The following is a 14,335-nucleotide window of genomic DNA, read 5'->3' as shown; positions in this document are numbered from 1 at the left end:
TTTAAACAGAGTACGTTACACGGCTAAATTAAATGTCACAGGCCCATCATTGCATAAACTCACCTGCATATCCGCAGCAAACTGCCCCGTTGCAACAACCACCCCAGCCGCTTTTGCTTGGCTAACAAAATACTCATAAAGCTCATTTGCTTGAGTAGGGGTTGCTGCAGAAGAAAAACTTGGCCGCATACCTTTTTTAGTATCTGCTGCTAAGGTAAATTGCGATACCACTAATAATTCACCTTGAATATCTTTTAGGCTTAAGTTCATTTTGTCGCTTTCATCGCTAAAAATACGGTAGTTACTTACCTTATGTAGCAGCTTATCAGCAGTGCTATTGTCATCGTGTTTTTCAACTCCCAATAATAGCAAGATCCCCTGCCCAATTTGACCAATAACTTGGCCTTCCACTTCAACTTTTGCGTGTTTAACCCGCTGAATTAGTCCTTGCATTTATGCCTCGATAATTTAATACACATTAGATCAGCTGCGCGCCGTACAGCCGCTAAATATACATTATTATCAACACCATGCCCAACACCATCTAATATCAGTAACTGTGCATTGAGTTGCTCTGCTAATTGCTGCACCGCATTAAATCGACATACTAAATCATGGCGGCCATGTATAAACCAAACAGGAACCTTACTAATTTTTTTATAATGCTCGCTAATGAAGTTATCAGTAATAAAACACCGTGCAGCAAAGTAATGAACCATCAAGCGCGCCATATTGAGGCCCAATTGCGGTGAACTCAACCCCCATTGGTGGTGCTGTTTTCCATGGCTCAGTACACTTTCCCACTGGCACCATAACTTAGCAAAGTGATTAGCATTTATTTGATTATCATCATTTAATTGCTGTTGATAAAACGCAAGAATACTCGTCACATCTGGTAGATTTTGAGAAAAGCGTGCATACAACTCAGGGTAAAAGTGTGCAGCCCCGCCAGCACGGCTATATAACCAGTCAAAATCGGCTGCAGTAGCTAAAAATGTACCCCGTAAAATAAGCCCCTGCACATGCTGTGTATGTTCAATTGCATACAGTAAACATAAGGTTGCCCCCCAAGAGCCACCGCTAAGCACCCATTTTTCAAGCCCAAGATAAGTACGTAAGTAATCAAGATCTGCCACAAGCTCTGCGGTAGTGTTTGCATTAATTAAATGAGGAGTAGATTGCCCGCAGCCACGTTGGCTATACAAAATTATACGATAACGCGTAGGATCAAAAAAACGGCAATCATCCGCATGTAAGCCCGCTCCAGGGCCGCCATGACAAATTACTACCGGCAAGCCACAAGGCTCACCGTATTCTTGTATATGAAGCTGATGGCCATCACCAACGCTTAAATGAAAATCATGGTATGGAGTAATTGACGGATATAACTGCATAATGCTGCTCTCCTATGAGCGATGCAGTTAGTTAATTAGCATCGCCCTCTTCATCAAGAATAATCTCAGGGGTATCGGCAATATCTTTAGGGCTAATACAAACCGTAAATTCAGCCCCTAACAACACAACCACCCACGATAAATAAATCCATACAAACAAAATAGGGATCGTTGCTACTGCGCCGTAAATCACCTCATACGATGGAAAATGACTAATATAAAGCGCAAAGCCTTTCTTAGTTAATTCAAATAATAACGCCGCAAATAATGCTCCAGGTATTGCAGCTCGAAATGAAACCCGAGTATTTGGTACTAGAGTATAGAGCAAAATAAAGCCCGCCATGGAAATTAAATACGGCAAAAGCTTTAGTAAAAAGCCACTAAAACCAGGGATCCCTTGATCTGCAAACGACACTAAAGACACGATATACGAGGTAACACCAATACTGGCTCCCAATAACAACGGCCCCAAGCTCAATACCATCCAGTAAACAGCGAAAGAAATCATCATCGGGCGCTTGGCTTTAATACGCCAAATACGGTTTAACGTTGCATCAACATTACGGATAAGCAACAGAGCAACAGCAGCTAAAAAACCAATACCTACAGCAGTCATTTGATTCGCATTACCAGCAAAAGAGGTAATATGCTCTTTTATTACATCTGATGAGGTAGGTATAAAATTAGCAAACAAAAAGTTTTCAATCGCTATTCGGGTATCCTCAAAGCCCGGAAAAGCCGAGAAAATTGCCACACCTACAGCGATTAAAGGCACTAACGAAAGTAACGTCACATAGGCTAAATAACCCGCATTTACAGTTATTTGATCATCGATACAACGATTCACATACTGCATCCACCAACCAGGCTGCTGGCGTAAAAATGACATGGCTTGTTGCTTATAATGCGCGACTTTATCATTCATAAATTTAACTTTCTGCTAAAATTGTTTTGATTATCATAGCAATCAACCACATAATTTACAGCTATAACGGATTTAAAAAGGGATCTCCATGAAAAAACTTACTTTGCTAGGCGCACCAATTATCGCTTTAACTCTTGCCTTAACGGGTTGCCAATCTGCATATTACTCAGCCATGGAATCGGTTGGTGTACACAAACGCGATATTTTAGTCGACCGTGTTGAAGCAACTAAAGAATCTCAAGAAGAATCACAAGAAGAGTTTCAATCTGCTTTAGAGCGCTTAACTACACTAATAAACTTTGATGGTGGTGATTTACAAGCAGCTTATGAGCAACTCAACGATGACTACGAATCGAGCCTTGCAGCTGCGAGCGACGTGACAAACAACATCAACAAAGTTGAAGATGTCGCAGAAGCGTTGTTTGAAGAATGGGGTGACGAATTAGAGCAATACACCAACGCCTCACTTAAACGTGAAAGCAGTAAAAAACTCACTGCAACCAAACGTGATTTTGACAAACTGTTACGCTCAATGCGTAATGCCGAAAGTAAAATGGAACCGGTACTGTCATCACTGCATGACAATGTCTTATATTTAAAGCATAACCTTAACGCACAAGCTGTATCGGCCATTCAAGGTGAATTCACTAACCTTAAACGCGATATCAAAGTGTTAATGGATGACATGAACAAGTCGATTGCTGATTCAAATAAATTTATTGAGCAAATGAATAAAGCAGGGTAAACCAACTCAGAGTTGGCGAGCAAAGAATACATTAAGCCTGTATTTTGCAGGCTTTTTATTGTTATTTTTTGTTACTTTTTAAGTGTTTTTTAATCCGCTATTTTTGGTACACTTTTATTAATTCAAATAATAAAAACAGTTAATAATGAAAATACCTACTCTTTCTTTAATCTTCACTTCAACTCTCTTAACCGCGTGCAGCGCAGCGAATAATGTACAAATCATTGCCGGTACAGATACTATTGTGCCACTGCACCAAGATGGTGAACGAGCGGGTCGCTATCACAACCTCTACCCTGGCGAAAAAACTTACCCAGTTAGTTGTGAGAATGATTGCTACCCAAAAAATGCCAGCTTAATCTGTGAAACAGAAACTGAAAACTGTCAATATCAAGGCCAACAAGAAAACCCACAGCTTAATACTGGTTTCACTGTTCGCTGGCTCGGCCATGCCGGATTTATGATCAAAACCCCCAATGGTCAACAAGTCGTATTTGATCCTGTAAAAGAGCAATTTGACTCCCCAGTCGACTTAGCCTTTCGTCTTGCCTCTGGGTTCTATCGCAAACCTGGCGACTGGCTTACTGACAGTGAACTTAAAAATCTGGACGCCGTCATGTATTCTCATATTCACTACGATCATTTCAATAAAGCCGACATTGAGGAAATTGGCAATCAGCCACGCTATTTAACGCCACTTGGCATGGCTGATAACTTTCCAACTGGTGGGTTTAACATTAGTGAAATGGCTTGGTATGCAAAAACTAACATTGACAATTTAACGATTCATGCCCTGCCTGCACATCATTTTAGTAGCCGAGTGTTAGTGCCATTTATTTACGAAGATCACGACAAAGACTTATGGAACGGCTGGTTGCTTGAGCAAAATGGTAAAACATTATTCTTTGCTGGCGACACTGGCTACTCACAGCACTTTAGCGATATTCAACAAAAATATGGCGACATTGATATTTGCTTAATGCCGATAGCGTCTTATTATCATGAAGAAAACGGTAAATGGTATCGCTATGTACACACTACGCCAGAAGACGCCCTAATGGGTGCACAAGAGCTTAACTGCAACGTTATGATACCTTGGGGCTATGGCAATTCAAGTTGGAAGATGGGCGATCACAGCAGCCACTCGGCACTGCTACGCTTGTTGCATATGTACACTGAAATGGACTCGCAGATACCACTTTATATTCTAAATGAAGGGGAAAGTATCGCGTTATAAAGGGATACTTGGGTATTCCGACGATGGCTCCTCGGCTTTGCACTCATCATCGCCGAGTGAGCGGCTTATTGGCCCAAGTATCATACTAAAAACGCCATTAATTATATTCGCTGCTTGGTTTGTATCTGAACTATCAAGCGAGTGATTCTGTACTTGCCTTTGCTGACTTTGCACACTGCCAGCAACAAAATCACACCCCGAGCTCATTACTTGCGATGAAGTGCAACCAGATAACAAAACAACCATAATCAATAAAAATACTTTAGCCAAAATTATTCCTTTAATATGCATGAACTCTGATCGTGCTATCACTTTACCTGTTAATTACGCTAAGCAATGTAAAAAATTGTATTCAGCGACGAGCTATTTTCTCGGCAATTTAATATTGGAAAATGATGTCTGTTGTTTTCAATTTTTGTTTCAGTCACTATTAAGCAATAAACAAAGTAAAAATTTGAGAATACCATGAAAATAGTCGCGTTAACTTTAAGCCTATTAATGAGTAATGCCGCCATAGCAATTGATGTAGAACATACAACAACCCCCATAACTATTGATGGTGTCGCAGAAAATGCATGGGATAAAGCTACTTGGCACGACATGCCACATTTAATGGATGGTACACAGCCTGACTCCGATAGCGATTTTAAAGGCCGCTATCGCCTACTGTGGGATGAAAACACCCTCTATTTACAAGCCGATATTGTTGATGATGTACTCATTGATACACACCCAGATCCCACCGATAAATACTGGGACGATGATGCTCTCGAAGTATTCATCGATAGCGACGCATCGGGTGGTAACCATCAATTTAATCATACTGCGTTTGCCTATCACATTGGCCTTGATAACCAAGCAGCCGATTTTGGGCCTGATAAAAAACCCCATTTATATACAGATCATTTAGTTAGCCGCTGGCAACGCAACACCACCGCGCCTTATAACATTACTTGGGAAGTGGCCATTAAGCTCTACCCAAATGATTATCAAGAAGGTGCTAAAAACACCCCACTTAAATTAACGGCAAAACAAGTAATCGGCTTTATGCTAGCCTACTGCGATAACGACGGCAGTGAAACTCGCGAACACTTTATGGGCTCACACGAAGTACAGCCAGTTAATGGCGATAGAAACCGTGGCTTTATCGACGCAGACGTATTTGGCAAAATCACCTTACTACCGAAAAAGTGAAGAAAGAGACAAGGTTGGGTTGAGCGCAGCGAAGCCCAACGAAAAAATACCCTTTTAACTAAAGCAGGGGCTTTGCATTATCGATTATTTAATTCTCAAACACGTTTATGCTTAGATAAAGAAACACTACGCCCTGATTCAGAGCTAATTTTAGCCGCCTTTTTGGTCATACTTAATAATTTTAACAAGCAAATCAATCCTGCGATTTGTTTTCTTAGTTTGATCCCTAATCATGCCCTGCACCATGGCAGAAACCATAAAAATAAAACATATAATTTGAAATAATTCAGTTTCAATATCATAGAAGCTATTAGCGATTGACAACAAAACAAATGGTAAAAAAATTGATATAAGATCTTTCAAGCCCCAATCATTTTTGCCTAGTTTTTCAAATTCATCTTTATACTTTTGCAGCTCGGCAATATGTTCTATCTCTAGTTTTGCCTTAACTTCATTTTCAGTATTCACACTAGCTCACTCACTCGTATTAAATATAGCTTTTACAATAACTAAATACCATTTATGGGTCCACCATTAAAAAAACTGTCTAACAGTATCGAACCCATTGCACCGGTTCTAATCTGACCGCTGACCGCTGACCGCTTATAGCTTACAGCTCTTTTGTTTTCACCCACAAAAAAGCCGCTGTATTTTGCAATACCGCGGCTTTTCAATGCGTTTATCTAAAAAGATTACGCTTTATTTTGCTGCACGACCCGCACGTTTACGCTCACTTTCAGTTAAGTGACGCTTACGAATACGGATATTTAGCGGTGTTACTTCTACTAACTCGTCATCAGCAATAAACTCAAGCGCTTGCTCAAGTGTATAGTTAAGTGCTGGTGTTAATGTTTGTGCTTCATCAGTTCCAGATGCACGAACGTTTGTTAGTTGCTTACCTTTAAGCGCATTAACTGTAAGGTCGTTATCACGGCTATGAATACCGATAACCATACCTTCGTAAACTTCAACACCGTGACCGATGAATAAACGGCCGCGCTCTTGTAAGTTAAACAATGCGTTAGTAAGAGCTTTACCTGTTGCGTTTGCAATCATTACGCCGTTCTTACGAACACCTAGCTCGCCACCTTTGTGCGGACCGTAGTGATCGAACGTGTGGTAAAGTAAACCAGAACCTGACGTTAAGGTCATGAATTCAGTTTGGAAACCGATTAAACCACGACTTGGGATCATAAAGTCCATACGCATACGGCCTTTACCATCTGGTGCCATATCAGTAAGCTCACCTTTACGAAGACCAATTTGCTCCATGATAGAACCTTGGTGCTCTTCTTGACAGTCAATTGTTAGTGTTTCATACGGTTCTTCTAACACACCATCAACAGTACGTAAGATTACTTCTGGACGAGATACTGCTAACTCGTAACCTTCACGACGCATGTTCTCGATTAAGATACCTAAGTGTAATTCACCACGACCCGATACGCGGAAGCTATCTGGGTTATCAGTATCTTGAACACGAAGTGCTACGTTGTGAACTAATTCTTTGTCTAAACGCTCACGAATATTACGTGATGTTACAAACTTACCTTCTTTACCACAGAAAGGAGAGTTATTAACAGAGAACGTCATTGTTACTGTCGGCTCATCAACACTTAATGGTGGTAATGCTTCAACGTTGTTAGGACAACAAACAGTATCAGAAATCTTAAGCTCGCCAATACCCGTTACTGTAACGATATTACCAGCATAAGCCTTGTCTGTTTCAACACGCTCTAAACCTAAGTAACTTTGTACTGAACCAATTTTACCATTACGCTTAGTGCCATCAGCACTAATAATAGTCACTTGTTGGTTAGGAGATACAGAACCACGTTTGATACGACCAACACCGATTACACCAACATAAGAGTTGTAATCAAGTTGAGAGATCTGCATTTGGAAAGCACCTTCAGGATCTGCATCCGGTGGTGATACTTCATCAACGATCATCTTGAACATAGGTTCCATGTTGTCTGATGGCTCGTCTAAATCTAGTGTTGCCCAACCGTTGATAGCTGACGCATAGATTACTTTAAAGTCTAGTTGTTCATCGGTTGCACCTAGATTGTCGAATAAATCAAAGATTTGATCCATAACCCAATCAGGACGTGCACCTGGCTTATCAATTTTGTTGATCACGACAATTGGCTTTAAGCCTTGCGCGAATGCCTTTTGCGTTACGAAACGCGTTTGTGGCATTGGACCTTCTTGAGCATCAACAAGTAATAATACTGAGTCAGCCATCGAAAGTACGCGTTCAACTTCACCACCGAAGTCGGCGTGTCCAGGGGTATCTACGATATTGATATGGTAGTCATTCCATGAGATAGCGGTGTTTTTCGCCAAAATGGTAATACCACGTTCTTTCTCAATGTCGTTTGAGTCCATCACACGCTCTTCGTTACCGCCGCGTGTTTCTAATGTACCTGATTGCTCAAGTAGTTTGTCAACCAGTGTTGTTTTACCATGGTCAACGTGCGCGATAATCGCTATATTTCTTAACTTTTCGATGCTCATATTTTTACTCAGAGAAATTAATTCTCATTGATCCTGCAAGATCTACGCACTCACCTGCGTTTTCACGAGATGTCCCAGCATAGGATTTAAAAGGGCGCATATTATCCCTTATTAATGAGATGGATGAAAGTTTATCCAATATATATTTCACAACTTTCTTTATAGTTCTAATAAGTATCTGTTTTATATATGACATTTTCATTAACTTAATTTTTTAATTTAGCACTATTTAGCTCATTCCTAGCTATTGTTGTCATAATTTGGCAGTATTTGATGGATAAGTTAACTAAATAGCAGTGCCTATTAAATGTACTAATCAATAGTGAATAGCGTTCCACATTAGCAATGCACCAAAATAACTCAAAACATGTCCATGTTGGTGCAAAAACATATAAGTGAAGCAACCGCTGTTATTTTTTAACCATTAAAAACAATGAATTACAAATGTGGCATGGAAGCCGCTTACTAGAAGCAAAAGCAATTATGCAGCAATAATAAAACCCAACAGTTGGAGGACACATGTCACAATCGGTTTTAGATTTTATTAAAGAAAATGACGTTAAGTTCGTTGATTTACGCTTTACTGACACAAAAGGTAAAGAACAACATGTTTCTATTCCTCATCATCAAGTAGATGAAGACTTCTTTGAAGACGGCAAAATGTTCGATGGTTCTTCAATTGCTGGTTGGAAAGGCATTAACGAATCAGACATGGTACTTCTACCAGTTGCTGAATCAGCTAAGTTAGACCCTTTTACAGAAGAAGCTACTTTAATCTTACGTTGTGACGTGGTTGAGCCTAGCACACTACAAGGTTATGAGCGTGACCCACGTTCAGTTGCTAAGCGCGCTGAAGAATATATGCGTTCTACAGGTATCGCTGACACCGTTTTATTTGGCCCTGAGCCAGAGTTTTTCGTATTTGATGACATTAAATACAAAACTGACATGTCAGGTTCTATGTATAAAATTGATTCTAAGCAAGCTGCTTGGAACTCAGATAAAGAATATGAAGGCGGTAACACTGGCCATCGTCCAGGTGTTAAAGGCGGTTATTTCCCAGTTGCTCCAGTTGATGATTTCCAAGATTGGCGTTCAGCTACGTGTTTAGTTCTTGAAGAGCTAGGTCAAGTTGTTGAAGCACACCACCACGAAGTGGCAACTGCAGGTCAAAACGAAATCGCTACTCGCTTCAATACTATGGTATTAAAGGCAGATGAAATCCAAGAAATGAAATATGTTATTCATAACATGGCTCACTTATATGGTAAAACTGCAACCTTCATGCCTAAGCCTGTTGTTGGTGATAACGGTTCAGGTATGCACTGTCACCAGTCTTTAGCTAAAGACGGTGTTAACTTATTCGCAGGTGACAAGTACGGCGGTCTTTCTGAAGAAGCGCTTTACTACATTGGTGGTATCATCAAGCACGCTAAAGCAATCAACGCTTTCGCAAATGCGTCAACTAACTCTTATAAGCGTTTAGTACCGGGCTTTGAAGCGCCAGTTATGCTTGCATATTCTGCACGTAACCGTTCAGCTTCTATCCGTATCCCAGTGGTTCCGTCTGCAAAAGGTCGTCGTATCGAAGTACGCTTCCCTGATCCAACAGCTAACCCATACCTTGCATTCTCTGCAATGCTTATGGCTGGCCTTGACGGTATCAAAAACAAGATCCACCCTGGCGATGCAATGGATAAAGATTTATACGACTTACCGGCAGAAGAAGCAGCAGAGATTCCAACAGTTGCATCTTCATTAGGTGAAGCCCTAGCTGCACTAGATGCAGACCGTGAGTTCTTAAATCAAGGTGGTGTATTCACTAACGATTTAATTGATGCTTACATTGCACTTAAATCTAAAGAAGTTGAAAAGCTTAACATGACAACTCATCCAGTTGAGTTCGAAATGTACTACAGCTGTTAATCACCTGTAGTTAAAGTTACCTCGTTGTAGGTAATTAATGTGTTCTCGAAAAGCCCGTTCAACGGGCTTTTTTTATGGCAAATGTCCTCATTTTCTACTAGAGTTTTATTAGTGCAAAAAATGCAAGGTGACAGAGTGAAAACAACGCTTTTATTACTAGTAATGCTGATTTTAACCAGCTTTTATAGTTACTGTGGTGATAAGAAAATTTATTCTTGGAAAGACAAGAATGGCGTTTTAGTATTTTCTGATACACCTAAAGTCGGTGCGACTGAGGTAAAGCTCACCAGCCAAACTTTATCTATGCCAACCATTGATACGAGTATCTTAGATGAGCAACAACCTGTTGCTGCAAAGAGCTATAAAGTAGCGATTTCTTCACCTGCTGACCAAGACACTGTGCGTGAGAATAGCGGTTCCGTGTATGTAACGAGCCGGATCACACCGCGCTTTGAAAATGGTTTTAAAATTCAGCTACTCGTTGATGGCGCAGTATTTGCGGAACCCAGTAATACCAGTACTTTTGCCCTTCGCGATGTAAATCGCGGCGAACACACCTTACAAGTAAAGCTATTTGATCCGCAAGGCTCGGTAGTTTCTGTTAGCCCCATAAGTACATTTTATATGCATAGAGCTTCATCTTTGTAAATAACTCAGCTTTATTACAAAGACAATAATTTGCTTAATAATTATGTGCTAAGCTGCTAACTATCATCAACGCACTAAAGTGGTGCAACCATGCCCAATAATAAAAGTTTTAACCCTGAATTACTCACCAGCATTTGGCAAAATCTCTCAACTGCAGTGATCTTACTGGACCAAAAATTCACGCTTATTTATGCTAATAATAGTGCCAGTGAGCTCTTAGGATTAGGCTCTAAACGTATTCTAAACCAACCCTTCGATAGTCTGTTTAACTACCATTCGATTGACTTAAAACGCATTGCGCAATACTCTTTAATGGATGGTGTAGATTGCCACCAGCATAGAGCTGACGTGGTGTTCATCGATTCTCGCCATGCTAAGTTAGCGATCAGTTCGCGCCGAGTTAAACTACAAGACGAGTATTACATCCTATTTGAATGCCGCCAAACTGACGACGAAATTCGTCACGACCAAGCTTCAAATCAAATGCATCAATATCAAGCGGCCCGTAACTTAATAAGGGGACTTGCCCATGAAATTAAAAATCCTTTAGGCGGAATTCGCGGAGCGGCGCAATTATTGCAGTATGAGGTTGATCAGCATGAACGGGATGAATGTGCAGAACTGATCATTGAGCAAGCCGACCGCTTAAGGGAGCTGGTTGACAGATTGTTAGGACCGAATCAATTACCACAAAAATCATACGGTAATATTCATCAAACCTTAGAGTCTGTAATTAAGTTAAGTACTTTAGATAATTGCGCCAATATTAGTTTGGAGAAAGATTATGATCCAAGTATTCCAGATGTATTTATTGACCAAGGTAAAATTCAGCAAGTGGTACTTAATATTGTTCGTAATGCACAACAAGCGTTAATTGGTGGTGGCGTGATAAAAATTAAAACGCGAATAAATCATCAACAACGTCGCCCGGGTAAAGCCCCTAAAAAAGCTTTGCTGATCCAAATATCAGATGACGGACCCGGTATCGATCCTAGCATCAAAGAGACCTTGTTTTACCCAATGATCACTAATAAAGAAGGTGGTTCAGGACTTGGCCTTTCGATTGCACAAACCTTGATCGATCAACATAATGGCCATATCGAATGCGATAGTTGGCCGGGTCATACAGAATTTAATATATATCTGCCTTTTGTGGATTAATCGGTTTTTGGAGTTCGCATGAAAACAGTTTGGCTTGTTGATGATGATGCATCGATTCGCTTTGTGCTTGAAAAAGCACTTGCACGCGCAGGTTTCAATGTTGAAAGTTTTGCTAATGCCCAAGATGTGCTCAGTGCATTAAAGTTTAGTCAGCCCACCGTGCTGGTATCAGATGTTAGAATGCCAGGTATGGATGGGATGGCTCTACTAGAACTAATTGCGGAGCAAAACCCAGGGCTTCCCGTGATCATTATGACTGCGCATTCTGATTTAGACTCTGCAGTTAACGCCTTTCAAAAAGGTGCATTTGAGTACCTCGCCAAACCGTTTGATTTAAATGAAGCGGTGTCTTTAGTTGAGAGTGCGTGTCGTGCTAATTCAACGAAAAAAACCAAGCGTAAACAAGCACCGCCAAAAAGTGCTCATATCATTGGTGAAGCACCCGCCATGCAAGAAGTGTTTCGTGCCATTGGTAAACTCTCAGCGTCGAGCATGAGTGTGTTGATCAATGGTGAATCTGGTACCGGTAAAGAATTGGTAGCCAGTGCCTTGCACAATCACAGCCCTCGTAAAGACAACCAGTTTATTGCCCTCAATATGGCAGCTATCCCTAAAGAGTTAGTTGAGTCAGAATTGTTCGGCCATGAAAAAGGCGCCTTTACTGGCGCTGATAGTGTACGTAAAGGCCGTTTTGAACAAGCTAATGGCGGTACATTATTTTTAGATGAAATTGGTGATATGCCGCTTGATGTACAAACCCGGCTATTACGCGTATTGGCAGATGGCGAGTTTTACCGTGTTGGTGGTCATCAAAGTATTAAGGTCGATGTGCGGATCATTGCTGCAACCCACCAAAATTTAGAAGACTTGGTCAAACAAGGGAAATTTAGGGACGACTTATTCCACCGCTTAAACGTGGTAAGGCTACGTTTGCCTGCTCTGCGTGAGCGCACCGAAGATATTGAACGGTTAGCACAACACTTTTTGCATAAAAGCGCAAAAGATTTACAAGTTGAAAGTAAAGTACTCAGCTCTAAAGCCACGGATTTACTACGCCTATTTAACTGGCCAGGTAATGTTCGTCAACTCGAAAACACCTGCCGCTGGCTTACTGTCATGGCCCCAGGTGAACTGATCAGTGAACAAGACTTACCCCCTGAGATTTTAGAGATTGATGAAGCTCAACAAGAAGGTGACTGGCTTGATTCATTCCAGCAGTGGCTTAATCAGGAGCTAAAGCAAGGTAAAGAAAATATTTGGCCAAATATTCAAGCGCAGCTAGAAACTCGCTTAATAAAAACGGCGTTGGCTAACTGTGCTGGTCACAAACAAGAAGCCGCCGTTAAAATTGGTTGGGGACGCAATACATTGACTCGTAAATTAAAAGAGCGCAATATTAACTAATTAGATCTTACTATTGGCTCTTAATGAAGTTAATCGAACATATTCCACTGATAAAACAGATGGAAATTATTAATCGGCTGAATTTTTTTAAAGAATTTACCCTCAATGAGCGGCAAGTTTTACTTGAGTCATTCAGCCATTTATATTTAATTAATAAAGATCGTTTTTTATTCAAACAATTTGATAATGATAAGCACCTTTATATCATTTTAAGTGGCGCTATTACGGTTTTCAAACACAGTCACCTAGTTGATCTCGGTACTATTGAGCCTGGTGAGTTTATTGGTGAAGGTGCATTTATTAACAACCGTGAGCGTAGCACCAGCGCTCGAGCTAAAAGCGACACCATCGTATTAGCTATTACCCCAGAATCACTCACCCGTTTACCCAATGTGATCCGCGAAAAGATTAAAGACCGTATTATCGAAGGTATGAGCGAGCGTATAGCCAAACTTAATCACTACCTCGAATCACGCGGCTAATCCATATACACAACTTGCAGCGAGCAGTTTAACCATTGTGGGCTCTCAACATGCGCAGTATAACGATATGTATCTGAGGGTTTTTCACCAAATGGTGTTGCAACCAAAGGAGTTGAATGCGTGTAGGACTGCGAAATATCTCTATAATTGATGACCAAATAATTTTCATAAAACTGCCACTCTAAGTGGGCACGCGCACCATTAAGTAATGTAAACGCAACCACGTTTTCATTAAATGTAACCCGTAAGTTGTTATATCTGTCTTCTGAGCAGTTGGTTGTGCGCATTAACTTGGGCATACTAAAGCTCGGCTCAATATGCTCACCGCGCAAGTAAAAGCCAATATTGCCATCGCTATAATGATGATTAGCCGCCGATACATAGTTTATCTGCGGCTGATAACCCATTGCTTGCATAATACCAGCAAGCTGCTCGGTTTCGGCTGTAAGTAGCTTATCTTCAGAAGTTAATAGAGTCGCAGCGGCAAACTCTTTGGGGATTGGTAATTGAATAAACTGATACGGTAATGATTGTTGCTGCAAGCGTATTGTTAGCTGTTGTGTTTGTATGTCTGTTAACGCTTGTGTATATACATATACTGTTGGTTGCTGGCACGCAGTTAGTAATAACAACATGCAAATTAAAATTCCATTTCGCATAGCACCTCCAAATGATTACAAGTGTAGTCTATTAGAGGTG

Annotated in this window: 15 protein-coding genes; 8 read left to right on the top strand and 7 right to left on the bottom strand. The window is 40.7% G+C overall.

Annotated elements, in window-relative coordinates; genetic code table 11:
- Window positions 1-15: 15 nt before the first annotated feature.
- The 3 genes from dtd to PHAL_RS0114155 are packed head-to-tail and all read right to left on the bottom strand — an operon-like array spanning window position 16 to window position 2,319.
- On the bottom strand, window positions 16-453 hold the full coding sequence (dtd, locus tag PHAL_RS0114165; protein WP_016709081.1) for a D-aminoacyl-tRNA deacylase: 438 nt from the start codon (window positions 451-453) through the stop codon (window positions 16-18).
- Window positions 441-1,394: an alpha/beta fold hydrolase gene (locus PHAL_RS0114160; protein ID WP_016709080.1), complete on the bottom strand. Its 954-nt coding sequence runs from the start codon at window positions 1,392-1,394 to the stop codon at window positions 441-443. Before PHAL_RS0114160 ends, dtd begins: the two co-directional genes overlap by 13 nt.
- Window positions 1,395-1,425: 31 nt before the next feature.
- On the bottom strand, window positions 1,426-2,319 hold the full coding sequence (locus PHAL_RS0114155; protein ID WP_016709079.1) for a virulence factor BrkB family protein: 894 nt from the start codon (window positions 2,317-2,319) through the stop codon (window positions 1,426-1,428).
- An 88-nt stretch (window positions 2,320-2,407) separates the two neighbouring features.
- On the opposite strand from PHAL_RS0114155, the gene PHAL_RS0114150 reads away from it, so the two are divergent.
- Both PHAL_RS0114150 and PHAL_RS0114145 read left to right on the top strand, forming a co-directional pair.
- Window positions 2,408-3,064 (top strand): DUF2959 domain-containing protein, encoded by a 657-nt coding sequence (locus PHAL_RS0114150; protein WP_016709078.1) that lies wholly within the window; start codon window positions 2,408-2,410, stop codon window positions 3,062-3,064.
- A gap of 145 nt (window positions 3,065-3,209) precedes the next feature.
- Window positions 3,210-4,301, top strand: coding sequence for an MBL fold metallo-hydrolase (locus PHAL_RS0114145; RefSeq protein WP_016709077.1), 1,092 nt, complete (start codon window positions 3,210-3,212; stop codon window positions 4,299-4,301).
- On the opposite strand, the gene PHAL_RS0114140 is transcribed toward PHAL_RS0114145, so the two are convergent.
- Window positions 4,296-4,571 (bottom strand): hypothetical protein, encoded by a 276-nt coding sequence (locus PHAL_RS0114140; protein ID WP_016709076.1) that lies wholly within the window; start codon window positions 4,569-4,571, stop codon window positions 4,296-4,298. The genes PHAL_RS0114145 and PHAL_RS0114140 overlap by 6 nt on opposite strands.
- A 195-nt stretch (window positions 4,572-4,766) precedes the next feature.
- Here PHAL_RS0114140 and PHAL_RS0114135 point away from each other — a divergent pair, with 195 nt between their 5' ends.
- Entirely contained in the window at window positions 4,767-5,495 is a 729-nt protein-coding gene (locus PHAL_RS0114135; protein ID WP_016709075.1) for a CBM9 family sugar-binding protein, read from the top strand.
- Between the two features lie 150 nt (window positions 5,496-5,645).
- Here PHAL_RS0114135 and PHAL_RS0114130 read toward each other — a convergent pair whose 3' ends face one another.
- Both PHAL_RS0114130 and typA read right to left on the bottom strand, forming a co-directional pair.
- Window positions 5,646-5,963 (bottom strand): hypothetical protein, encoded by a 318-nt coding sequence (locus tag PHAL_RS0114130; protein ID WP_016709074.1) that lies wholly within the window; start codon window positions 5,961-5,963, stop codon window positions 5,646-5,648.
- A gap of 231 nt (window positions 5,964-6,194) precedes the next feature.
- Window positions 6,195-8,015, bottom strand: coding sequence for a translational GTPase TypA (gene typA, locus PHAL_RS0114120; protein ID WP_016709072.1), 1,821 nt, complete (start codon window positions 8,013-8,015; stop codon window positions 6,195-6,197).
- A gap of 519 nt (window positions 8,016-8,534) precedes the next feature.
- Between typA and glnA the strand changes: the two genes are divergently transcribed.
- The 5 genes from glnA to PHAL_RS0114095 all read left to right on the top strand — a co-directional run bounded on the left by glnA (window position 8,535) and on the right by PHAL_RS0114095 (window position 13,636).
- Window positions 8,535-9,941 (top strand): glutamate--ammonia ligase, encoded by a 1,407-nt coding sequence (gene glnA, locus PHAL_RS0114115; RefSeq protein WP_016709071.1) that lies wholly within the window; start codon window positions 8,535-8,537, stop codon window positions 9,939-9,941.
- Between the two features lie 135 nt (window positions 9,942-10,076).
- Window positions 10,077-10,589 (top strand): DUF4124 domain-containing protein, encoded by a 513-nt coding sequence (locus PHAL_RS0114110; protein WP_029216170.1) that lies wholly within the window; start codon window positions 10,077-10,079, stop codon window positions 10,587-10,589.
- Between the two features lie 90 nt (window positions 10,590-10,679).
- Window positions 10,680-11,750, top strand: coding sequence for a nitrogen regulation protein NR(II) (gene glnL, locus PHAL_RS0114105; RefSeq protein ID WP_016709069.1), 1,071 nt, complete (start codon window positions 10,680-10,682; stop codon window positions 11,748-11,750).
- Between the two features lie 18 nt (window positions 11,751-11,768).
- Window positions 11,769-13,154 carry a nitrogen regulation protein NR(I) gene (gene ntrC / locus PHAL_RS0114100; protein WP_016709068.1) on the top strand — a complete coding sequence of 462 codons (1,386 nt, stop codon included), beginning with the start codon at window positions 11,769-11,771 and terminating at the stop codon, window positions 13,152-13,154.
- Window positions 13,155-13,177: 23 nt separating this feature from the next.
- Window positions 13,178-13,636 carry a Crp/Fnr family transcriptional regulator gene (locus tag PHAL_RS0114095; protein WP_016709067.1) on the top strand — a complete coding sequence of 153 codons (459 nt, stop codon included), beginning with the start codon at window positions 13,178-13,180 and terminating at the stop codon, window positions 13,634-13,636.
- On the opposite strand, the gene PHAL_RS0114090 is transcribed toward PHAL_RS0114095, so the two are convergent.
- On the bottom strand, window positions 13,633-14,295 hold the full coding sequence (locus tag PHAL_RS0114090) for a hypothetical protein (RefSeq protein WP_029216169.1): 663 nt from the start codon (window positions 14,293-14,295) through the stop codon (window positions 13,633-13,635). The genes PHAL_RS0114095 and PHAL_RS0114090 overlap by 4 nt on opposite strands.
- Between the last annotated feature and the right edge of the window lie 40 nt (window positions 14,296-14,335).

The organism is Pseudoalteromonas haloplanktis ATCC 14393 (genome assembly GCF_000238355.1).
Classification (GTDB): Bacteria; Pseudomonadota; Gammaproteobacteria; order Enterobacterales; family Alteromonadaceae; genus Pseudoalteromonas; species Pseudoalteromonas haloplanktis.
Note: the sequence above shows the minus strand (reverse complement) of the source record. Positions and strands in the feature narration are given on the sequence as shown.

What these genes read in the sequence shown, in the direction of transcription:
- PHAL_RS0114145 (WP_016709077.1), top strand. Translation starts at nt 3,210, where the DNA reads ATGAAAATACCTACTCTTTCTTTAATCTTCACTTCAACTCTCTTAACC.
- PHAL_RS0114160 (WP_016709080.1), bottom strand. Translation starts at nt 1,394, where the DNA reads ATGCAGTTATATCCGTCAATTACTCCATACCATGATTTTCATTTAAGC.
- PHAL_RS0114090 (WP_029216169.1), bottom strand. Translation starts at nt 14,295, where the DNA reads ATGCGAAATGGAATTTTAATTTGCATGTTGTTATTACTAACTGCGTGC.
- PHAL_RS0114150 (WP_016709078.1), top strand. Translation starts at nt 2,408, where the DNA reads ATGAAAAAACTTACTTTGCTAGGCGCACCAATTATCGCTTTAACTCTT.
- ntrC (WP_016709068.1), top strand. Translation starts at nt 11,769, where the DNA reads ATGAAAACAGTTTGGCTTGTTGATGATGATGCATCGATTCGCTTTGTG.
- typA (WP_016709072.1), bottom strand. Translation starts at nt 8,015, where the DNA reads ATGAGCATCGAAAAGTTAAGAAATATAGCGATTATCGCGCACGTTGAC.
- glnA (WP_016709071.1), top strand. Translation starts at nt 8,535, where the DNA reads ATGTCACAATCGGTTTTAGATTTTATTAAAGAAAATGACGTTAAGTTC.
- PHAL_RS0114095 (WP_016709067.1), top strand. Translation starts at nt 13,178, where the DNA reads ATGAAGTTAATCGAACATATTCCACTGATAAAACAGATGGAAATTATT.
- PHAL_RS0114155 (WP_016709079.1), bottom strand. Translation starts at nt 2,319, where the DNA reads ATGAATGATAAAGTCGCGCATTATAAGCAACAAGCCATGTCATTTTTA.
- glnL (WP_016709069.1), top strand. Translation starts at nt 10,680, where the DNA reads ATGCCCAATAATAAAAGTTTTAACCCTGAATTACTCACCAGCATTTGG.
- dtd (WP_016709081.1), bottom strand. Translation starts at nt 453, where the DNA reads ATGCAAGGACTAATTCAGCGGGTTAAACACGCAAAAGTTGAAGTGGAA.
- PHAL_RS0114135 (WP_016709075.1), top strand. Translation starts at nt 4,767, where the DNA reads ATGAAAATAGTCGCGTTAACTTTAAGCCTATTAATGAGTAATGCCGCC.